Origin of the sequence: Paraburkholderia tropica (genome assembly GCF_014171495.1) — a bacterium.
GTDB classification, from domain to species: domain Bacteria; phylum Pseudomonadota; class Gammaproteobacteria; order Burkholderiales; family Burkholderiaceae; genus Paraburkholderia; species Paraburkholderia tropica.
In genome coordinates this window covers 732,536-751,342 of the sequence record NZ_CP049135.1, presented here as the reverse complement: position 1 = coordinate 751,342, position 18,807 = coordinate 732,536, and the positions used below count along the sequence as shown (strand labels likewise).

The window sequence follows — 18,807 nt, the reverse complement described above, 5'->3', positions numbered from 1 at the left end:
ATCTTACGCACTGTGCTGCAAGCTATCGAAGGTATCGAGCAGCGCGTGCATGGCGTCCTTGCAATCGGCGGGCTGCGGAGTCGAGGCGCGCAGCGCGTCCAGCGCGCGGTCGATGGCCTTGTCGACACGATGCCAGTCGCCGGGCGCGCGCGGTTTGATGCCGGCTTCGGCTTCATCCCAGGCGATCTCCAGATCCTTGATGCGCGCCTTGGCCGCGGGCAGGTCGCCGCTTTCGACTTTCGCCGTCACGTCTACCGCAATGGCGCGGAATGCGCCCAGATCGCCGAGTGCGGAATTCGCGCCGGCCAGGCCTTGTGCGTCCTTCTGTGCGGCAGCGTTGCTGGCGGGATTCGCGGTCGTGTTGTCGGCGGAGCGAGAGCACGCGCTCGTGGCAAGCACGAGCGTAGCGCAAGCGGAGAGCAGCAGGGTGGATCGAATCGACATCGCGACTCCTTCAGGTATGAGGTGAATGTGCGTGAATCAGTGAGTTGAAGATTCGGCGCGAAGTGATCGCGCCTTGATTTCCACCATCGCGACCAGTCCAACGATGGCAGTCAGAAATACGGCGCTGGTCCATTGCGCGCCGAAGCCGAGTCCGCCATAAACACGCGCTTGTGTCAGCAGATCACCCAGCGCGGCGCCAAATGGCCGCGTCAGGACATAGGCGACCCAGAATGTGGCGACGGCATTCGCGCCTAAGCGAAACAGCAGCCAGACCGCCGCGATCAGCACGCCGAAAATCATCGCGCCTCGCGTAAAGCCGAGTCCTGCGGCTTCCGTCGCGAGATCGCCTGCCGCCGTGCCTAATGCGAAGGTGCAGAGAATGGCGGCCCAATAGAATGCTTCGCGGCGGCGCGTCACAATGGTGTGGATCGAGAGCGTATGTTCGCTGCGATACCAGACGATAAAGATCGCGGCGAGCGTGACGGCGAAAAGGGCGGTGCTGACATACAGGCTGACGCCTAATCCATCGGTGAGCAGGTCGGTGATCTGCGTGCCGACGATGCTGACCAGAACCACACCGAGCCAATAAAGCCACGCACGGAAACGGTCCGACGACCATTGCAACGCGAGAATCGCGACTAGCAGCGTGCACATGACGACACTTGTCACGCCTTGCCCCCAGCCCGCGTTGACTGCGAGATAATCCGCGCCGGTTTCACCGACTGTCGTCGAGAGTATTTTGATAATCCAGAATGCGAACGTGATTTCCGGCACTTTATTCTGGCCGTGCGCGGAGGGCATTGAATACGTGGATGTCATGACCATCTCCACGGAAAAAGGAAAAGAGAATCGAAACGGCTTGGCTTGCGTGAAGCCTACGCTTCAAAGCTTAGCTGACGCTTAGCTTGCAATGCGTTGCGCGAATTCAGGTTGTCCTAAGTGATCGGCGAAATCCGGACAGGGAGTTCACGTTGAGGTGAATGACTCTTTGCGATTCGACGTGACGTGACGTGACGCGACGTGACGCGACTCGACTCGACTCGACTCGACTCGACGCGCCCGGCAGCTTGAACAGCCGCCGCAGCATGCCGATTGCGCATCCAGCGCCCAGCTATTTCCGGCAAGTGAAATAATGCTCTGCCCGCCGCCACGCCAATCTTCGGCGGGTTTCTTTACGTGCGAGAGTCGTTGTTGCAGGTCTGCATGCGACAGAGGCACCGGTATACGCTCCACGGGCGCTCCATTTCGGGCCGCGCGCACTCGCGCGGCTTCGGCACAGACCGGACAACCGTTTCCGCGACCACTGACCGGGAGACGTTCCGATGTCCTACCTCGAAGTGCTGGAACCGCTTGTTTCCACCCTCATCGCCCCCGAAGCCGCTCAGACCGACCAGCTCGCCCGCTTTCCGCGCGCGGCCGTCGATGCGCTCGGCGAGGCCGGCCTGCTCGGACTCATCAGCGCCGAGGAGGTCGGCGGGATGGGCCTGGGTGCGGCGCAGGCCTGCCGGGTCGTGGAGCGCATCGCGCGCGATTGCCCGTCCACGGCGATGGTCGTCACCATGCACTACGCGGGCGCGTCGCTGATCGAAAAATACGGCCCCGTCGAAATCCGTCGCGCGATCGCGCGCGGCGAGCACCTCACGACGCTCGCATGGTCGGAGACCGGCTCGCGCAGTCACTTCTGGGCGCCGGTCGGCACGGCCCGCGCCGATGGCGACGATTTCGTGCTCAGCGGCAGCAAGAGCATGGTGACGTCGGCATCCGAAGCCGATTCCTATGTGTGGTCGTCGCGGCCCGTGAGCGCGGAAGGCGCCAGCACGCTTTGGCTCGTCGACAGCCGCGCGCAAGGGCTGCAATCGCCGCATGCTTTCGACGGTCTCGGTCTGCGCGGCAACGCATCCGCGCCGATCCGCGCCGAGGGTTTGCGCGTGCCCGCAAGCGCGATGCTGGGCGCGGACGGCAGCGGCGGCGACATCATGAATGGCGACGCGCTGCCGGTGTTTGCAAACCTCGTTGCGTCGACTTCGATCGGTCTCGCCGACGGCGCGTTGCAACGCGCAACGCAGCACATCACCGCGAGCCGCTTCGCGGAAAGCGGCGAGGCGCTCTGCGAGCTGCCGACAATCCGCGCCTATCTCGCCCGCGCGCAACTGCGCGCCGACCAGGCTCGCACGTTGCGCGACGACACGCTGGCCGCGATGTCGGCAGGGCGGGCCGACGCGATGCTGCGCGTGCTCGAAGTGAAAGCCGCGGCCGCCGAAGCCGCGCTCGACGTGACGGATACGGCCATGCGTATTTGCGGCGGCGCGGCATTTCGCAAGGAGGTGGGCATCGAGCGTTTGTTTCGCGACGCCCGCGCCGCGTCCATCATGGGACCGACCTCGGACGTGCTTTACGACTTTCTCGGCCGCGTGCTGTGCGGCATGCCGCTCGCTTGACGGAGAAAAACGCCATGTCACGCAACGCACCGCTGATGCTCGGCGCCGTCGCCTACGCGCCGAAAGTCGTCACGATCTGGGAGGGTTTCAAGTCCTGGTTCGCAGAACAAGGATTGGCCATCGACTATCTGTTGTATTCGAATTACGAAACGCAGGTCGAAGCACAGTTTGCGGGCGATATCGCTTTCGCCTGGAATTCGCCACTCGCATGGATACGGGCGCGACGCATGGCCGAGGCGCGCGGCGAATCGGTTCAATCGCTTGTCATGCGCGATACGGATATTGATCTGCATTCCGTATTAATTGTTCGCAGTGAAAGCCATGTGAAAACGCTCGCCGATCTGCGCGATACGGTGATCGGTTTTGGCGCCATCGATTCGCCTCAGGCCACGCTGATTCCGCTCGATCACCTGCGTCATGAAGGCGGCCTCGTTGCGGATCGGGATTATCGCGCGCGTCGTTTCGACGTGCTGGGCGGCAAGCATGGCGATCATATCGGCGGCGAGCGCGACGCGGCCCGCGCGCTCGTGAGCGGGGAGATCGACGCCGCGTGGATGATCGCCGGCAACTACAAGGCCTTCGCCGACGAAGGCACGCTGCCGGCGGGCGGCACGCGTATCGTCGCCACGACGGGCGCGTTCGATCATTGCAACATGACGGTCAGCCCCGGCGTGGCGGAGGACGACGCGCGCCGCTTTGGCGAGTTGCTGATGGCGATGGACTGGAACGATGCGAGCGTGCGTCCGCTGCTCGAACTGGAAGGACTGCGGCGCTGGCTGCCGGGCCGCGCGAGCGGCTACGCATTGCTCGATCGCGCCGTGACCGAGGAGGCGTTTTATGACGACCGAGGCCGGATCATCGAGCCCGCTTATCGATATTGAGGCGCTCGGTTTCGATGCGGGCGCGCATCTCCTGGTCCGGCACGCGCTCGATGCGTTGATGCCGGGCGAGCGCTTGCGCGTGGTGGGCGCGGCGCCCGGCTGGGACGTGATGCTTGCGCACTGGTGCCGCGCGCAGGGCCATGATGTGCAGTGGAAAGCCGAGGGAGGCGAGGACGGCGATGAAGGTGATATGAACGGCCGTCGCTATGCACTCGTTGCTCGAAATAGCCGGTACGGCCGCTGGCGCGACGCGCAGCAGAGCGGCCACAGCGATCCGCATGTGCCCGAAGCGGTAGCCGCGCGCGCGTTGCCCGTTTGGGGACTCGCGGCGCGCGGCGCGCAGGTCGAAGCCGGTGCGCCGGCGTTCGCGTTTCGGCTCGACCAGAAGGCGGAAGTCTGGACCGACAACGCGGCCGATCTCTACGCGCAGGCCGTCGCGTCGCAATGGAATCCCGACGAGGCGATCGACTGGTCGGTGCCATTCGATCTGCCCGCGCCGGTGGAAGCTGCCGTCGTGCAGATCATGACGTATATGGTCGAGAACGAGAACGCCGCGCTGATTGTGCCCGCGCGCTTTCTGGGCCAATTGCATCCGCATTACCGCGAATTGCAGGCGGCGCTCGCGATTCAGGTCGCCGACGAAGCGCGCCATATCGAAGTCTTCACGCGGCGCATTCGCCACAAGGGCCACGAGCCTGCTTTATCGACGGCGGGCGGACAGGCGTCGCTCAAAACGCTGCTCGATGAAGCGGATTTTTCCGTTGCGAGCTTTTTGCTCTCGGTGATGGGCGAGGGTACTTTCGTCGCGCTGCTGCAATTTCTGCAGACACACGGGCCCGATCCGCTGACGCGACAGATCGCACGACTGGCCGCGCGCGATGAAGCGCGTCACGTTGCACTGGGCATGTCGCATCTGCTTTATCGTTTGAAAGGCGAACCGCATTTGCGCACGCGGCTCGCGCGCGCCGTCGAAACGCGTCATGACGCGCTGGCGGGCACGGCGGGCCTGAACGAAGCGGTGTTCGATGCGTTGATTCTCGTCGCGGCAGGCGAATTGACGCCAACTGCCGTGGCGCGCGGTTACGCGCTCGTGCAGAACCTGATGCGCGAGATGGCCGATGGCCGTTATACGCGCCTCGTGCGTCTGGGTTTCGACCCGCACGAGGCGCGCGAACTCGCGTCGCTGCACACGCGCAATTTCATGTAGCGCGAGTTATAGAACGCGGGCCGATTTTATTACCGCAATCAAACCGTGAATAACGCGCGCAACGCGCGAATATCGTGCACGGTTTCCAGACGATTGATCTGCGCGATCAATTGCTGCGTCTTGTCCTTGCCGAGCACCGGCGCCATCAGATCGCGCGCCTTGTCATTCACGCCTTCCACGCTCAATGGATTCTCTTTCGTGCCTGGCGGAAAGCGTGTCGTATGCGATAACGTGCGGCCGTCCGAGGTCGTGACGTCCACGCGCGCGCCGCGCGGCGCGGCGGGATCGTCGAGCGCCTTATCGGCGACAACGCTGATCTTGCTGCGTAACGCGACCATATTCGGATCGTGCATCAACGCGGCGTTATGGCTGTCCGCGAACGACACCGCGCCTTTTACGAGCGCGACCGCCACCATATGCGCGCAATTCACGTCGGGCATCGAACTGTCGCCGACGATACCGACCGCATCGCTCGGCACATGCACCTCGATCTTGCTGACGTTGCCGGGCGTGAGACCGTTCTGTTTGCGAAGCGTGAGAAAAGCGTCGAGCGGCGATTGAATCGGATAGCCGACCGAATACGTTTTAATCGCCGTTTCGGTGACGAAGAAACGCTGACCGAGTCCGTCGAGCATCGCCTGCGGATCCGGTTGCGTCGAGAGCGCGATGAACAGATTGTGCGTGCCGTCGAGCACGTCGGCGACACCGGTCATGCCGGACTGCACCATCGTCACGGCCTGCACGCCGTTGCGCGCGCCCATGCCTGCGAAATCGAAGGCCTTTTCGATGTGGTCCTTGTCTTTCACCCAGCTCCACAAGCCCGATTCCTGCTGCGCGGCGTACGAAATGGCAAAGCGCGTGTCGCGCTCGTCGAGCGAGGCGAGCGCGGCGGCGGCGCCCACCGCGCCGAATGTCGAGGCCGTGCCTTCGGCGCTGCGATGCGAGGCCCGCACGTGGTCGGGGCCGAGCACCAGCAGCAGGCGGCACGCCATGTCGTAGCCGAGCGTCACCGCGCGAATGAACGCTTCACCGCTGCAGCCCGCGTGTTCGCCGATGGCGAGCGCGGCGGGCACGACCGAGCTGCCGGGATGCGCCTTGGTCACCGGCTCGAAGTCGTCGGTTTCGTCGGAGTGGGCGCACATGGCGTTGGCGAGCGCGGCGTTCACGCAGGTCGTGCGCAGGTTCGAGGCGATCACCGACGCTTGCGGCGTGCCGCCGAGACTGCGCACATAGCGCGTGGCGAGTTCGCCGGGACGCATGCGCGAGCCGGAGACCATCGCGCCGAAGGTGTCGAGGATATGGTTCTTGCACGCGGTGGCGACGGCCTCGGGCAGCGCCTGGCCGCGCGACGCCACGATGTAGCGCGCGAGTTGCGCGGTGACGTCGGTCGATGTGCCGGCGCTCGATGTCGTGTTGTTTTCGTCGGCGAAAGCGCGGGGCCAGCCTGGCAGCGAAGCGGCGACGAGCGCTGCGCTCGCTTGCAGAAAGTGTCGGCGGTTGCGGGAAATACGCGCCATCTGTTCTCCTGTTGTTGGGTTCGCCGATGCGCGTGCATCGGCGTCGAACGCACAATCGCGCTATGACACGGAGATCCAGTGCGAACCGATGCCGTCGACGATGCTCGCCGCGTCGAAGCGATACGCCATCAATGCGGCGAGACCGCGTCGTCCGTCGATCGACGCGGGCGCGCTCGTGAAGCCGTGTTTCGCGATCAGCGCGGCTTCGATTGCGTCGGCGGCCGCCTTGCCGGTCTCGATCGCGCGCATCGCGTGCGTGGCGTTGTGCGCGAGTCCCGCGGCTTGCGTGGCGGCCACGCCGAGCGCGTGACGCGCGCGCGTTGCGTCGAGTCCGTAGAGCCGCGCGGCGGCGAGCACTGCGCCCAGGATGCCGAGCGACGACGCCACGTTCCAGCGCGCGCGGAATTCGCTGCTGTCCACCGCGGCGAGCACGCGCGCGGCCGCTTCGATGCCGATCGCGGTGGCGGCGGCGATGTCGACATCGGATGCGTTCGTGGCTTCGCCAACCGCGATCGCAACGGCGAGCACCGGCGCGTCCGATGCGAACGCATCGGCATGCGCGAGCGTCGCGCCCAGCGTCCACGCGCGCACGCGCAGATCGGTGGGCGTGCTGCCTTGCGACTGCAACAGCGTCGCGAGTTGCGTGGCGATGGCGCGGTCGTCGTGCAGATATGAGCGGGCTTGCGCGAGCCGTGTTTTCGCGGCTTCAATCGCAGCGCCGGCCGAACGATCCAGCGAGGCGCAGGCCAGCGCGGTCAGCGCATCGGAGACGGCGGAATGTTGTACGGTTTCATGCATGGTTCAGTTCCTCTTGCGGTGCGCAGAGCGCGAACAACGTGTCGAGCGACGGCGCGGCGTCGATCGTTTCGACGGCCGTGGCGAGACTCGCCGCGATGCCGTCGCCGAGCAGCGGATCGATCAGCAGGCGCACCTTGTCCATGAGTTCCGCGTCGGTGAGCGGGCGGGCGAGACTGCCGCGCGCGTGCTCGACATGATGTTCGAGCACGTCGCCGCGCTTGAGCGTCGCGCGTATGAACACCTCGTCGCGATTCACCGCGGCATCGGGCGCGAGCGTCGTCAGCGCACGCACGCGCCGCACGTCGTCCTGCACCACGCGCGCGTCCTCGTACTGCGAGAGTCCCACGCGCTTGTCGCACAGCGCAGCGGCCACGCCGTGGATCGCCGAGAAGCGCGCCTGCAAGCCGTCCTTCGGCTGCGGATTGCCCATCAACTCTGGCACGAGCGGATGACAATGCAGCGTAATCGTTTCGATATCCTCAGCATTGTCAATGCGTGGCGCGAGCACGAGTCCCGCATCGATGGCCGGATGCGCGACGATCCCGCACGGATACGGCTTGTACGTGTTGAACAGCAGTTCCCAGCGTTCGCCGAACGCGCCGTTCATCTGCTCGAAATCGACGCGCGTCGACATCGAATGCGAATAGCCGCCCGCTGCTTCGAAGATATCGCCGGCCGCCTGCTGGCCCGCGAGCGCGAGTCGCGCGGCGGCGATGCCGTTGGCGGCGGCCTTGCCGGGGTGATACGGCTTGGTCATCGTGCCGAACGCCTCGCGCTGGCCGACGAACATCGACGCCGCGATCGCCACGGCCTGCGTCAGTTGCGCTTCGTTCAGGCCGAGCAGCAGGGCGGCCGTCGTGGCGCAGCCGACCACGCCGCAGGTGCCGGTGATGTGCCAGCCGCGGTCGTAGTGCTCGGGCGAGATCGACACGCCCACGCGCAACTGCGCTTCGCAGCCGAGCGCGAACGCACTGAGCGCGGCGCGGCCCGTCGGTCGCGTTTCCGGCGCGAGCGCGGTGATGACGGCGAGCACCGACGCGGCCGGATGGATGACCGTGGCGAGATGCGTATCGTCGAAATCGTCGAGATGCCCGGCGAAACCCGTGGCGAGCGCGGAAAAATGCACGTCCACGCGTTCCGTGCGGCCCGGCACCGGCGCGCGTGGCGCGACGCCGAGATCGCGCGCGGCGGCGAGTATCGCGTCCACGCCGGGATGGCGCGACGCGCCAATCGACGTGCCGATCACATTGATGAGAGAACGTTGCGCTTCGCGCGCGACGTTCGCGGGCAGCGGGCGCTGCGCAAGGGCATGGAGACCGTGCGCAAAGGCGGCGGCGATCACACTCATTGGGACAATTCCTCCAGACGGACGCCGTTGGTGCGCGGCCCGAGCGCGCCCACCATCACGACGATGACCAACATCGCTGACGAAATCAGCACGAATACGGCGGGCACGCCCGAATGCTTGAGCAGCGCCGCCACCCAGAAGCCGACGAAAATCGAACTGAGCCGGCTCCAGCTAAAGACGAAGCCGACGGCGCGCGCGCGAAAACGCGTCGGGTACAGCTCGGCCTGATAGGTGTGGAAGATGCCGATCAGCCAGTTGTTGGCGATCGTCACCGCCGCGCCGCACAGCAGGATCGGCAACGGTTCGCGCGCCATGCCGAACAGCACGCCCGCGACCGCCACGACAATCGCGCAGCCCACCAACTGCCACTTGCGCTGCACGCGCTCGGCGAACAGCATCGCGCCGATCGCGCCCAGCGGCGTCGTGAACGCAATCACCATCGTGTAGAGCAGCGAATGCGTGAGCGTGATGCCCTTCGTGAACAGCAGCACCGGCACCCACGCGCCGAAACCGTACACGCCGAAGGTCTGGAAAAAGTTGAAGCACGACAGCATGATCGTGCGCGGCAGATAGCGGCCACGCCACATGTCGCGCCACGAAGCGGGGGCGTCGTTGATGCCGTCGCGCGGCATATCGGGAACGGGCACGGGCGCGGCCAGACGCTGGCCCGTTTCCGCGACCACATGCTGCTCGATATCGTCGACGATCGCGCGCGCTTCGGCGAACCGTCCCTGGCTTTCGAGCCAGCGCGGCGACTCGGGCAGGCCGCGCCGCACGAACCAGATCAGCACCGCGCCGCCCGCGCCGATGATCATCACCCAGCGCCAGCCTTCGAGACCCAGCGCCGTGTACGGCACGAGCAGATAGGAGAGCACCGCGACGGTCGGCACCGACGTGAGAATCACGAGAATGCTGAAGGCCGAATAGCGGCCGCGCGTGTGATTGGGCGTCAGCTCGGAAATATAAGTGTCGACAGTAATCAGCTGCACGCCGATGCCGATGCCGGCGACGAAACGCCAGGCGTCCATCGCGACCGGCGAGGTCTGGAACGCGGCGGCGAGCGTCGCCACCGAATAGACGAGCATGGCCGCCGTGAACACGGCGCGGCGGCCGAGGCGGTCGGTGAAGCCGCCCAGCGCGACGGTGCCGACGAACATGCCCGCGAAGAACGAGCCGAGGAAACTCGCGAAGCCGTTCACGTCGAACATGCTCGACGTGGTGGCGCGGTAGAGGCCGCTGTGGATCAGGCCGAGCGAGATATAGGCGGCCATGAACATCTCGTAGAACTCGAACCAGCCGCCGATGGCGATGCGCGCGACCAGGCCGCGAAAGTAGCGGGTCGGCGGCAGGCGGTCGAGCCGCGCGGACACGCCCGCCTCGACTCCGCCCGCCAGGGCGACCTCCTTCTCCAGATACATGAATGTCTCCAATAGTGATGTGCGGCTTTTTTGTGAGTGTCGACACTTGATTCAGTGTATGTCTTAAGAAGGAGAAATTTCAAGATAAAATCGGCTAAGTGTATACACTAGAGCTTGGCGGCACGTTTAGAGATGCTGGCGCGGGTCCGGGCAAACAGCGGACTGGCAGTTGGTAAAATCGGCGGGGCGGCGCGCCAGGCGCCTCGCAGGGACAGAAAAGGAAGCGCATATGACGGAGAGCGACGCCGTGCTGATGGATACCGACGACCTGCCGGAGGCGGGCGGCGAAAGCCCGCGAGTCGCGGAAATCGTGGACTGGGTGGCGCGCGGCATCATCGAAGGTCGCCTGCAGCCCGGCGACGATCTGAATTCGGTCGAACTCGCGCGGCGCTTCAGCGTGAGCCGCACGCCGGTGCGCGAGGCGCTGTTCGTGCTGCATCGCGAACGCATGGTGGACTGGTCGCCGCGGCGGCGCCCGCGCGTGGCGGCGATGAGCCTCAAGGACGTGCGCGAGATCTATCATCTGCGCGCGATGCTGTACGCGCAGGTGTCGCTTGCGATCGTCGAGCACGCGACCGACGACGACATCGCGTCGCTCTGGCGCGCGCACGGCGTGCTGGCCGAGGCCGCCGCGCAAGGCGACGTCGATCGGTATTTCTGGGCCAATGTCGCGTTTCGCGACGAGGAACTGCGCGTGAGCCGCAACGCGATCTTCAAGGAAGTGCTCGACTCCATGCGCATGCGCACGAATCGCATGCGGCACCTGAGCACGTCGCTGCCGGGCCGCATGCAACGCTCGTGCACCGATCATCAGCGACTGTGCGAAGCGTATGCGGAGCGCGACGGCACGCTCGCCGCTGCGCTGAATCGTTCGATCGTGATGGGCGCGCTGAAGTCGATCGAGAATATCTGGGTGGCTTGAATTGTCGATATCGCGTGCCGTTTAGATGAATCGGAATCCTGATTAATAGGGCGGGCGCGATGTAGCCGGTATCGAGCGAATGTTTTAAAATCGATCGGATTTCGCCGCCGTGGCCGTCGCCGGCGTTTGATCAGGCGGCGTGCGCGGCGCTCAACCGCGCCTTGAGTTCACACGATGACACAGACCGATCAGCCCTTCTCCGAGCGTTTGTTTTCCTATGGCACGCTCCAGCTCGAACAGGTTCAACTGGCCACCTTCGGCCGCAAGCTCGACGGCGAAGCCGACGAGATGCCGGGCTTCTCGCTCACGATGCTGAAGATCGACGACCCCGAGGTCGTGAAGACGAGCGGCAAGACGCATCATCCGGTGGTCGCCTATACGGGCAATCCCGCCGACCGCGTGGCGGGCGCCGTGTTTGCGATTACGGCGCAGGAACTCGCCCACGCGGACGATTACGAAGTGGCCGCGTATCGGCGCGATCGCGTCACGCTTGCGTCGGGCGTGTCGGCGTGGGTTTATGTCGATGCCAGTACGCCGCGTCAGCCGTAAGCGCGGCACGCTATAACCGATTATCAGCCGACCAGCACGCCACAAACGCCGGCGCCGCGCGTGGCGCGGTCCGACGTTGTGCTCATATTGCGCACATGTCGCGTTTCAGCGGGCGGACGCATTCCAACTGCCGCCCGCCGCATCGAAGCGCATTACGAATGCGCGTACACCACCGAATCCAGATACGCGAGCTGGCCGTCCTGCTCGGCGTGCACGAGGTCCTGATACACCTGGGCGCGCGTGAGCGACTTGACGGGCTGGCCGTACGGCGGCACCCATTGGTCCGCCGTTGCCGCCGCGCCAACGTATTTCACCTGCGTGGGCGCAGCCTGATGCGCGCCGTAATTCGGCGCGGTGCCGACGTTCGTCTGCGCGAAAGCGGTCGTGGTGGTGGCGATACCAGCAAGGGCGGCGGCGATCATGAGGGCTTTCATCTGTTTCTCCATTACGGTTGAGTGAGGGGCGATGCGCAGTTCATTGCTCGCTCCATGTGCATAGCGTAGTGGCCTGGACTTATCAGAAAAGAGACGGCTTGATGAAGAAAAGTTAACTCGCGCGGACGGCGAGTTCGACCAGGGCGGGCGCGCCCGATGCGCAGCTTTCGTCATCGCGATACAGTGGACGCGTGCGCGTGGCTCACGGCCGTGCGCGTTGTCGAGCCGCGTTCGCATAGAAGGGCGCGAACACGCTACCTCCACGAACGACCGCGAATTCCCGCACATTTCGGCGCCGTTGCCTATGCCTCGCAAAAAATCGAACGTCTGGCTCAGAGGTTTCGATCTGCTTTCTACCGCGATGGGCGTGCGTCCCGTGAAATCGCTCAAGCCGAAGCGGGCCGCGAAAGTCGCCGCTAAATCGGCATTCAATTCCGCTGTCAATTCCGCTGTCAAATCCGCCCTTAAACCGGCCGTCAAGCGCAAGCCCGCCGTCAAACGCGCGGCGGCGCGCAGCGCGCCGTCCGCCGCGCCGGGAAAGTGGATACGCTCGTTTCATTCCGCGCCGCCGCTGCCGGGTCATCTCGTCAACCATCTTGCCTATGAGTTGTACGTGCCCGCGAATCGTCCGGCGCGCGCGCGTTTGCCACTCGTCGTCATGCTGCACGGCTGCAAGCAGAACGCCGCGTCGTTTGCGGCCGGCACGCGTATCTGCTGGCTCGCGGAGCGCGCCGGTTTTGCCGTGCTGCTGCCGGAGCAGGCGGTCACCGCGAACGCGCAGCGCTGCTGGCACTGGCACGGCGATCCGGCGCAGACGGAAGCGCCCGCGGTGGCGTCGCTCGTCGCGGCTATCGTGCGGGAGCATGGTTTCGATGCGGCGCGCGTCTACCTCGCGGGCATGTCGGCGGGTGCGGGCCTCGCGGCGAATCTCGCGATACGGCACCCGGCGCTGTTCGCCGCCGTCGGCCTGCATTCGGGGCCGGCGTTCGGCGCGGCCACGTCCACGATGAGCGCGATGAGCGTCATGCGGCGCGGCAGCCGCGACGAAGCCGTGCATCTCGTCGATGCCGCCATCGACGTGGAGACGTTTCCGGGCATGCCCGCCATCGTCGTGCATGGCGATATCGACGCGGTGGTGGCGAAGCGCAATGCGCTGCAACTGGGCGAGGCGTTCGCGCGCGTCAATCGGCTCGTCGATGCGCACGGCGAGTTGCGCGTGGGGGAGCAACGCACGTTCGAGCGCGACGGTGTGGACTACGTCGACTATATGAAGCGCGGGCGGCTGATCGTGCGCGTGTGCGTGATACGCGGGCTCGGTCACGCGTGGAGCGGCGGCGATGCGCGCGAGGCGTTTCATTCGGGACGCGGCCCCGAAGCGAGCGCGATGCTCTGGCAATTCTTCCGTCGTCAGATAAGGACTGCTTAGTATTGCGATCTTGATTCAGTCGTGGCCGGATTTCCGTGCGCAAGACAGCCTGACAACCCGTCACGCGCAGTAGGCGTATAACCGTAGCATCCGCGCGCGTTGCGCGGCTTTTTCGGATTCTCACGGACGGAGGTTGTCATGACATTCACTCTGTTGCGAAGCGTGTGCGCCTGCCTGGCGCTGAGCGGCGCCGTCGCCGCGTATGCGCAGACGGATACGCCGGCGGCCGATGGCTCGTCGATGTCGGCACAAGCCGGCGCACAAGCGGGAACACAAGCCTCGCCCACGAACCAGAAGGCAACCAAGGCCGATCGCACCCTGTCGCGTGCGGTGCGCCGCGCGCTGTCGAAAGCGCAGGGCTTCGACGTATCAGGCGTATTCGTGCGCGCGCGCAGCGGCGCCGTCACCTTGAGCGGCACCGTGCGCAATGGCGATCAGATTCGTCAGGCGGAAGAGTTCACGCGCTCCGTGCAGGGCGTGACGTCCGTCACGAACCGGCTCACGCTCTTTCACGGCGGCAACGGCTGAGCCGCGTGATCAGAAGCGGTAGTTCAGTGCGGCGAAAGTGGTGAGTTCGCGGCGGCGCTCGGTGATCGGGCTGCCGGCGGCGTAGCGCTCCAGGCGGCCGAGCGTCGCGTTGACGGAGCCGACCCAGTGCTTCGTGAAGTCGTGCGTCGCGTAGAACGTCATGTGCAGATCGCGCACGCCCGAGCCCGTTGCGTACTGCGGCAAGCCGGACGTCGCGCTCTGCGCGCCGGACACGCCGAACAGCGTGCGCGTGTAGACCGCATTGGCCCACGTGAGACCCGGTCCGACCGAGAACAGCCAGCCCGTGAGCGGCAGCGACGCGTACAGATCGAGCGTCGCCGTCGTGCCCTGACCGTGCCCGCTGATGTCCTGATACACGGCGGCCGCGCCCGTGAAAGCCCAGAGCGTGTAGTCGGCGAACAGGCGCAGCTTGGGGCCGTCGTCGACGTTGCCGAGGCCGCGCAGATGCGGATCGTCGGAGGCCGTGCGCGACTGGAAATCGAAGCTCAGCGACGCGCCCACGTGATAGTTCTCGCTCTGGAACACGTTCACGCCCAGCACGTCGGGGCCTTGCGAGAAAATGCGGTCGCGGTACGAGATATCGAGCGACGGAAACGGATACACCTTCATGTGGCGCGCGCCCGGATACTGCGGCGCGAGATACATGCCAGGCCCGATCGAGATCTTCCACGGCGAATCGGCTGGCGTCGACGATGACGATGGCGTTGAGGTGAGCGTTGTCGCGTCGTCGTCGGCGCGTGCGGGCTGGGCGAAGGCAAGCGCGATCACGCACGCGAGGCCCAACGCGGCGGCAGTCTTGTCGAGCAGCTTCAAGCGTTTTTCCTTCCGACTGCCGCCAGTTGGCGCAGGCGGCGCGCCAGCGCTTTCGACACCACGGGCTGGCTTTGAGCATCGCGTGCGCCGTGCGCAATTTCGCTTTCGCGCAGAAAGAGCGCAGTCTCGCGCGCCACGATCTCGCGTTCGTTATCGGACGTGATCATGTGATACGAATCGTCGAGCCAGACGGTGCGCAGAAAACTCGCGCCGATATGATCGATCACGTAGCGTGGATTGCGCGGGCTCGACGTTTCGTCGTCGATCGAATGAATCACGAGCGTGTCGTTTTCGATCGCGGCGACGTCCTTGCGCGCGCTGCGCGAGAGCCGCAGTGCCTGATGCAGCGCGGGCAGGGCGATGGTCGAGGGGCCCACTTCGCTGAACGCATTGCGCTGCATCGCCCGCGCGATCTTCGCGCGCAGCGCTTCGTTTCGCAATCCAAATGGTTCGGCTTCGCGATACTGATACGTGTGGCGCATGGGCGTGTAGTACGCGCAATCGAGCAGGAAGCGATACCACGGAATCGCCCAGCCATCGTAGGCGAGCGTGAGCGAAAGCAGCACGAGCGACTGCGCGGCGGGCCGCGCGTGAACGAGGCGCAGCGCGAGCGCGCCGCCAATCGAAAGACCGCACACGGAGACGCGCGCGTAGCGCGCGGCCAGCGCGTCGAATTCGCGCACGGCGCCTTCGAGCCAGCGCTCCATCGTCTGCATCGGCGAACCCGCGCTATAGCCCTCGATGACCGGCGCGCACACCGTAAAGCCTTCGTTCTGCAGATAGCGCGCGAGATAGCGCAATTCGAGCGGCGAACTGGAGAGGCCGTGCAGCAGCAGCACGGCGTGCGAATCGCCTTCGTGGAAAAAGCGCGCGGCCTGCATGGCGGGCCTTTGCACGGCTGAGGGTGCCGGTTCGATCGTCGCCATGTCAGCTCTCCGTGCGCAGCACGAGGAAATCGCCCGCGTGCGTGGTGAAGCGCTCGCAGAGGCAATTCGTGAGCCGATGCTCGCGGTCGTGCGGCGCGCGCAACAGACGCACGCGATGATGGCCGGGCCACAGCGCATTGTTCAGGCGCTGCACGTCTTCGGGATGCACGGCGTCGAACAGCGGACCGGGCGCGATTTCGCTGGCTTGCGGCAGCGCGGAGCCCGCGCTCTGGCCCACGCTCGCGCGCTGCGCGGCATTCGTTTCGAGCGCCTTGATGAGAATGAAGCCGTCGTGATGCTGCGCGAGATGGCGCAGCAGGCGATGGGTTTCGTCCACGGCGCGGCGCGCGAGCGCGCGTTCGTTGTCGTGGCGCAGCAGCATTTCGTAGCGCGATTGCGCAACCGATGCGATCAATTGCGCGCGGCATTGCTCGCGTCGCAGACGCTCGATCAAGGTAATCACGATGAGCGTGACGAGCGGATAGGACACGATCAGAATGAGATCGTGGCGATCGAAATACGTAATATTGCCGTAAGGCGGCACGAACAGATAATCGGCGATACCGAGACCGAGCACCATCACGGTCAACGCAGGCGCGAGGCCCAAATAGTATTCGACCAGCGCGGCCGTGATGCAAAACGCGGTTGCGGGCATGATCGGGCCGAGCACCGGATGCAGGGCAATGCGCAGGGCGGCCGCGATGGCGAGCGCGCCGGCTGCGAGGCACCAACGGCGTGGACCTCGGGGTGCCCAAAGACGGGCATTACGGACTTTCATGGCATGCAGTGGCGCCAACCTCGTAGCGTCCCCGCGATCGGACTGCGGCGGGCGCTGGCGCGCTGGTTTTATCGAATAAGGAAGCGGGTTGGCCGCGTATGCGAAGACAGTGCTGGCCAACCGGTACGGAGGATCGTTATATAAGCGATTTTCCTCGTCGGGGGCGTATGTTACCACTGATTACAAACGTTTTTTCCGGGGAATTCTTTCGAATTCCTTTCCTTAATCGGTAGGGATATTGAATTGTAGGGTGAGGTAAAGGCAAGCGAATAAACGAGATGCAAAACCGCAAGGATTCTTCATCAATAAAACGTTAAAAGTGCGCGCGCGGCATGTCGAAAAAAAGCGATTGCGCCCGAAGTTTTAACACCGGTTTTACGCGATCCGCTCTACGCTAGGTTTGTCTTCACCACCGGCGCGTTTTTCGCCCGATCGTATGGCTCTCGCACAATCCCGTCTTGCCCGTCATGCCGTTGTGGATGCTTCCACCACGATTCCCGCTTTGAGTTCCGCTTCCAGTTCCGTCACATCGCGCCCGCGCGCCAAGGTCGTGCCGCTGCGCGCGCCGCGCGCCTGGCTCGATATCGCGCTCGAGGCCCGCACGCACGATGCGGCGCGCGCGCAACTCGCCACGCTCTATCATTCGCCGCTCGGCATTTACGTCGTGCAGTCCGCCGTGAAGCGCGAGACGCTGTGCGTGCGTTTCGACATTGCGCCGGAAGATTTCGATTTCACGTTGCACACGCTCATGCGCATCGTGCCCGAAGCGACGATCGGCTCGCTGCGTCCGCGTCAAGGTGGCCAGGCATGCTGAATCGATTCGAAGGCATCTGGTTGCCGATCGTCACGCCGATGCGTCGAGGCGAAGTGGATATCGACGCCTTGCAGGCGCTCACGGATCATTACGTGAACGCGGGCATCGACGGTCTCGTGGCGTTGAGCACGACCGGCGAGGCCGCCTTGCTCGATGACGTCGAGCGTGCCGCCGTGCTGCAGGCGATCACCGATGTGGCCGCGCAGCGCGTGCCGGTGCTCGCGGGCGTGGGCGGCAGCGACACGCGCGCCTTCGTGCGCGAAATTCATCGCCTCGAACATTGGGACGTGACGGGTTTTCTCGTTTCCGCGCCCGCTTATGTGTGCCCGGACCAGCGCGGCGTGGCCTGGCACTTCGAGCAGATCGCGCGCGCGACGGCGCGGCCCATCGTGCTCTACGACGTGCCGCATCGCACGGGCGTGGCCATCGAAGCGCAGACCGCGAGCGATCTCGCCGACATCGACAATATCGTGGCGATCAAGGCCTGCGTGCGCGAGCGTTTCGACGCGCTCGGCGGCTCGCGTCTTGCGATGCTATGCGGCAGCGACGACGCGTTTCTCGATTGCCTGAACGCGGGCGGCACGGGCGGCATCCTCGCCGGCGCGCACGTTTGTGGCGACCTGCTGCGCGATGTGCTCGCGCTCATGAAGCAGTCGCAACACGAAGCGGCGACAGAGCTGTTCAAGCGCTTCGTGCCCGTGCTGCGGCTGTTGTTTTCCGCGCCCAATCCGAGCGCGATCAAGGCGATGCTCGCGCTCGAAGGACGCCTCTCGCACGAGACGCGCATGCCGATCGCAAGTGCATCGCCGGTCCTGCTTACGCGGCTCGAAATCGCCCGCGCCGCGCTCGACGATCTGCGCGCCGAGCTGGCGCTGAACGCGTGACGCATTCAGCGCGACGGGTGAATCCGGTTCACTCCACCGAGTAATGCACCGAGAGCTGTCCCTTCTTCTCCTTCACCTTCGACACGACGATCCTGCCCACCCGCGCCGACGACACCACATGCGTGCCGCCGCACGGATAAGCCGGTTGCGGGCCATAGCCGATCTTGCGAACCGCGCCTTCGACATGGCTATGACGCGGCAGATCGGCCGCCGCCTGCGCGTTGGCGTGCTGCTCGATGAGATCGGCGTGGAAGGGCGGCGCGTCGCCGCTGCTTTCGAATACGACGCGTGCTTCGCCCGGCCAGTGATGCGCCTTCACGGGCTTCCAGCCAAGCTGTTCGCCGCAATAGCCGAGCATATGGCCCGCAGAATGCAGACGCGCGTGCAGGTCGCGCGCATTCGCATCGACGCGCAAATGCGTGCTGCCGAGCGGCACTTCGGCGTCGCAAACGTGGATCACCTCGTCGCCATCGAGCAGCGCGCGCAGCACGTTCGCCGTGCCGATCGTGCCGATGTCGGACGGCTGGCCGCCGCCTTGCGGATGAAACAGCGTCGCCGAGAGCACGACGTGATAGTGGCCGTCGTCCGTGCGCGTGCAGCGTAGCGCGACGCTGGCCGTTTCCAGTTCGTCGCTCTGCAAATAGAGGCGTTGCGTCATGAG

General features: G+C 65.1%; 20 protein-coding genes. 9 read left to right on the top strand and 11 right to left on the bottom strand.

From position 1 onward, the window contains the following. Positions 1–3: 3 nt before the first annotated feature. Both G5S35_RS18225 and G5S35_RS18220 read right to left on the bottom strand, forming a co-directional pair. Positions 4–444, bottom strand: a complete 441-nt coding sequence (locus G5S35_RS18225; RefSeq protein ID WP_074985828.1) for a hypothetical protein — start codon at positions 442–444, stop codon at positions 4–6. A 36-nt stretch (positions 445–480) separates the two neighbouring features. After that, positions 481–1,263, bottom strand: coding sequence for a COG4705 family protein (locus G5S35_RS18220; protein ID WP_183039359.1), 783 nt, complete (start codon positions 1,261–1,263; stop codon positions 481–483). A 503-nt stretch (positions 1,264–1,766) separates the two neighbouring features. Between G5S35_RS18220 and G5S35_RS18215 the strand changes: the two genes are divergently transcribed. The 3 genes from G5S35_RS18215 to G5S35_RS18205 are packed head-to-tail and all read left to right on the top strand — an operon-like array spanning position 1,767 to position 4,970. Beyond that, on the top strand, positions 1,767–2,882 hold the full coding sequence (locus G5S35_RS18215) for an acyl-CoA dehydrogenase family protein (RefSeq protein WP_183039358.1): 1,116 nt from the start codon (positions 1,767–1,769) through the stop codon (positions 2,880–2,882). A 14-nt stretch (positions 2,883–2,896) separates the two neighbouring features. Further along, positions 2,897–3,763 (top strand): phosphate/phosphite/phosphonate ABC transporter substrate-binding protein, encoded by an 867-nt coding sequence (locus tag G5S35_RS18210; RefSeq protein ID WP_183039357.1) that lies wholly within the window; start codon positions 2,897–2,899, stop codon positions 3,761–3,763. Continuing rightward, positions 3,720–4,970 (top strand): ferritin-like domain-containing protein, encoded by a 1,251-nt coding sequence (locus G5S35_RS18205; RefSeq protein WP_183039356.1) that lies wholly within the window; start codon positions 3,720–3,722, stop codon positions 4,968–4,970. The genes G5S35_RS18210 and G5S35_RS18205 overlap by 44 nt, the downstream gene beginning before the upstream one ends. A 38-nt stretch (positions 4,971–5,008) precedes the next feature. Here G5S35_RS18205 and G5S35_RS18200 read toward each other — a convergent pair whose 3' ends face one another. From G5S35_RS18200 to G5S35_RS18185, 4 genes are read right to left on the bottom strand one after another with little or no spacing between them, the layout of a single operon-like run. Next, on the bottom strand, positions 5,009–6,487 hold the full coding sequence (locus G5S35_RS18200) for an MmgE/PrpD family protein (RefSeq protein WP_183039355.1): 1,479 nt from the start codon (positions 6,485–6,487) through the stop codon (positions 5,009–5,011). Positions 6,488–6,547: 60 nt separating this feature from the next. Next, positions 6,548–7,285 carry an MmgE/PrpD family protein gene (locus G5S35_RS18195; RefSeq protein WP_065064925.1) on the bottom strand — a complete coding sequence of 246 codons (738 nt, stop codon included), beginning with the start codon at positions 7,283–7,285 and terminating at the stop codon, positions 6,548–6,550. Continuing rightward, positions 7,278–8,633, bottom strand: a complete 1,356-nt coding sequence (locus tag G5S35_RS18190) for an MmgE/PrpD family protein (protein WP_183039354.1) — start codon at positions 8,631–8,633, stop codon at positions 7,278–7,280. Before G5S35_RS18190 ends, G5S35_RS18195 begins: the two co-directional genes overlap by 8 nt. After that, the gene (locus G5S35_RS18185; protein ID WP_065064927.1) at positions 8,630–10,051 is read right to left on the bottom strand and encodes an MFS transporter; all 1,422 of its coding nucleotides are present in this window, start codon (positions 10,049–10,051) and stop codon (positions 8,630–8,632) included. Before G5S35_RS18185 ends, G5S35_RS18190 begins: the two co-directional genes overlap by 4 nt. 229 nt (positions 10,052–10,280) lie before the next feature. On the opposite strand from G5S35_RS18185, the gene G5S35_RS18180 reads away from it, so the two are divergent. Then, entirely contained in the window at positions 10,281–10,973 is a 693-nt protein-coding gene (locus tag G5S35_RS18180; protein ID WP_074985840.1) for a GntR family transcriptional regulator, read from the top strand. A 174-nt stretch (positions 10,974–11,147) separates the two neighbouring features. Further along, positions 11,148–11,522 carry a gamma-glutamylcyclotransferase family protein gene (locus tag G5S35_RS18175; RefSeq protein ID WP_065064929.1) on the top strand — a complete coding sequence of 125 codons (375 nt, stop codon included), beginning with the start codon at positions 11,148–11,150 and terminating at the stop codon, positions 11,520–11,522. 152 nt (positions 11,523–11,674) lie between these two features. Here G5S35_RS18175 and G5S35_RS18170 read toward each other — a convergent pair whose 3' ends face one another. Beyond that, positions 11,675–11,956 (bottom strand): DUF4148 domain-containing protein, encoded by a 282-nt coding sequence (locus G5S35_RS18170; RefSeq protein WP_065064976.1) that lies wholly within the window; start codon positions 11,954–11,956, stop codon positions 11,675–11,677. Positions 11,957–12,260: 304 nt separating this feature from the next. Here G5S35_RS18170 and G5S35_RS18165 point away from each other — a divergent pair, with 304 nt between their 5' ends. Both G5S35_RS18165 and G5S35_RS18160 read left to right on the top strand, forming a co-directional pair. After that, complete coding sequence (locus tag G5S35_RS18165) at positions 12,261–13,382, top strand: extracellular catalytic domain type 1 short-chain-length polyhydroxyalkanoate depolymerase (protein WP_183039353.1); 1,122 nt, start codon at positions 12,261–12,263, stop codon at positions 13,380–13,382. Positions 13,383–13,520: 138 nt separating this feature from the next. Beyond that, positions 13,521–13,910, top strand: a complete 390-nt coding sequence (locus tag G5S35_RS18160; RefSeq protein WP_183039352.1) for a BON domain-containing protein — start codon at positions 13,521–13,523, stop codon at positions 13,908–13,910. A 9-nt stretch (positions 13,911–13,919) separates the two neighbouring features. Here the strand turns inward: G5S35_RS18160 and G5S35_RS18155 are convergent, their stop codons facing one another. The 3 genes from G5S35_RS18155 to G5S35_RS18145 are packed head-to-tail and all read right to left on the bottom strand — an operon-like array spanning position 13,920 to position 16,448. Next, positions 13,920–14,744, bottom strand: a complete 825-nt coding sequence (locus G5S35_RS18155) for a MipA/OmpV family protein (protein ID WP_237181441.1) — start codon at positions 14,742–14,744, stop codon at positions 13,920–13,922. Further along, on the bottom strand, positions 14,741–15,625 hold the full coding sequence (locus tag G5S35_RS18150) for an alpha/beta hydrolase (protein ID WP_065064977.1): 885 nt from the start codon (positions 15,623–15,625) through the stop codon (positions 14,741–14,743). The genes G5S35_RS18155 and G5S35_RS18150 overlap by 4 nt, the downstream gene beginning before the upstream one ends. A gap of 46 nt (positions 15,626–15,671) precedes the next feature. Further along, a complete protein-coding gene (locus G5S35_RS18145; RefSeq protein ID WP_124261218.1) occupies positions 15,672–16,448 on the bottom strand; it encodes a DUF4118 domain-containing protein in 777 nt (258 codons plus the stop codon). 502 nt (positions 16,449–16,950) lie between these two features. Between G5S35_RS18145 and G5S35_RS18140 the strand changes: the two genes are divergently transcribed. Further along, a complete protein-coding gene (locus tag G5S35_RS18140; protein WP_080180283.1) occupies positions 16,951–17,262 on the top strand; it encodes a hypothetical protein in 312 nt (103 codons plus the stop codon). Further along, entirely contained in the window at positions 17,256–18,146 is an 891-nt protein-coding gene (locus tag G5S35_RS18135) for a 4-hydroxy-tetrahydrodipicolinate synthase family protein (protein WP_065064935.1), read from the top strand. Before G5S35_RS18140 ends, G5S35_RS18135 begins: the two co-directional genes overlap by 7 nt. Before the next feature lie 28 nt (positions 18,147–18,174). On the opposite strand, the gene G5S35_RS18130 is transcribed toward G5S35_RS18135, so the two are convergent. After that, on the bottom strand, positions 18,175–18,804 hold the full coding sequence (locus G5S35_RS18130) for an alanyl-tRNA editing protein (protein WP_183039351.1): 630 nt from the start codon (positions 18,802–18,804) through the stop codon (positions 18,175–18,177). Between the last annotated feature and the right edge of the window lie 3 nt (positions 18,805–18,807).

Coding starts and splice junctions, on each gene's coding strand:
- G5S35_RS18150 (WP_065064977.1), bottom strand. CDS start 15,625: ATGCAGGCCGCGCGCTTTTTCCACGAAGGCGATTCGCACGCCGTGCTG.
- G5S35_RS18210 (WP_183039357.1), top strand. CDS start 2,897: ATGTCACGCAACGCACCGCTGATGCTCGGCGCCGTCGCCTACGCGCCG.
- G5S35_RS18145 (WP_124261218.1), bottom strand. CDS start 16,448: ATGAAAGTCCGTAATGCCCGTCTTTGGGCACCCCGAGGTCCACGCCGT.
- G5S35_RS18225 (WP_074985828.1), bottom strand. CDS start 444: ATGTCGATTCGATCCACCCTGCTGCTCTCCGCTTGCGCTACGCTCGTG.
- G5S35_RS18195 (WP_065064925.1), bottom strand. CDS start 7,285: ATGCATGAAACCGTACAACATTCCGCCGTCTCCGATGCGCTGACCGCG.
- G5S35_RS18175 (WP_065064929.1), top strand. CDS start 11,148: ATGACACAGACCGATCAGCCCTTCTCCGAGCGTTTGTTTTCCTATGGC.
- G5S35_RS18220 (WP_183039359.1), bottom strand. CDS start 1,263: ATGACATCCACGTATTCAATGCCCTCCGCGCACGGCCAGAATAAAGTG.
- G5S35_RS18135 (WP_065064935.1), top strand. CDS start 17,256: ATGCTGAATCGATTCGAAGGCATCTGGTTGCCGATCGTCACGCCGATG.
- G5S35_RS18170 (WP_065064976.1), bottom strand. CDS start 11,956: ATGAAAGCCCTCATGATCGCCGCCGCCCTTGCTGGTATCGCCACCACC.
- G5S35_RS18165 (WP_183039353.1), top strand. CDS start 12,261: ATGCCTCGCAAAAAATCGAACGTCTGGCTCAGAGGTTTCGATCTGCTT.
- G5S35_RS18205 (WP_183039356.1), top strand. CDS start 3,720: ATGACGACCGAGGCCGGATCATCGAGCCCGCTTATCGATATTGAGGCG.
- G5S35_RS18200 (WP_183039355.1), bottom strand. CDS start 6,487: ATGGCGCGTATTTCCCGCAACCGCCGACACTTTCTGCAAGCGAGCGCA.
- G5S35_RS18185 (WP_065064927.1), bottom strand. CDS start 10,051: ATGTATCTGGAGAAGGAGGTCGCCCTGGCGGGCGGAGTCGAGGCGGGC.
- G5S35_RS18190 (WP_183039354.1), bottom strand. CDS start 8,633: ATGAGTGTGATCGCCGCCGCCTTTGCGCACGGTCTCCATGCCCTTGCG.
- G5S35_RS18215 (WP_183039358.1), top strand. CDS start 1,767: ATGTCCTACCTCGAAGTGCTGGAACCGCTTGTTTCCACCCTCATCGCC.
- G5S35_RS18160 (WP_183039352.1), top strand. CDS start 13,521: ATGACATTCACTCTGTTGCGAAGCGTGTGCGCCTGCCTGGCGCTGAGC.
- G5S35_RS18180 (WP_074985840.1), top strand. CDS start 10,281: ATGACGGAGAGCGACGCCGTGCTGATGGATACCGACGACCTGCCGGAG.
- G5S35_RS18130 (WP_183039351.1), bottom strand. CDS start 18,804: ATGACGCAACGCCTCTATTTGCAGAGCGACGAACTGGAAACGGCCAGC.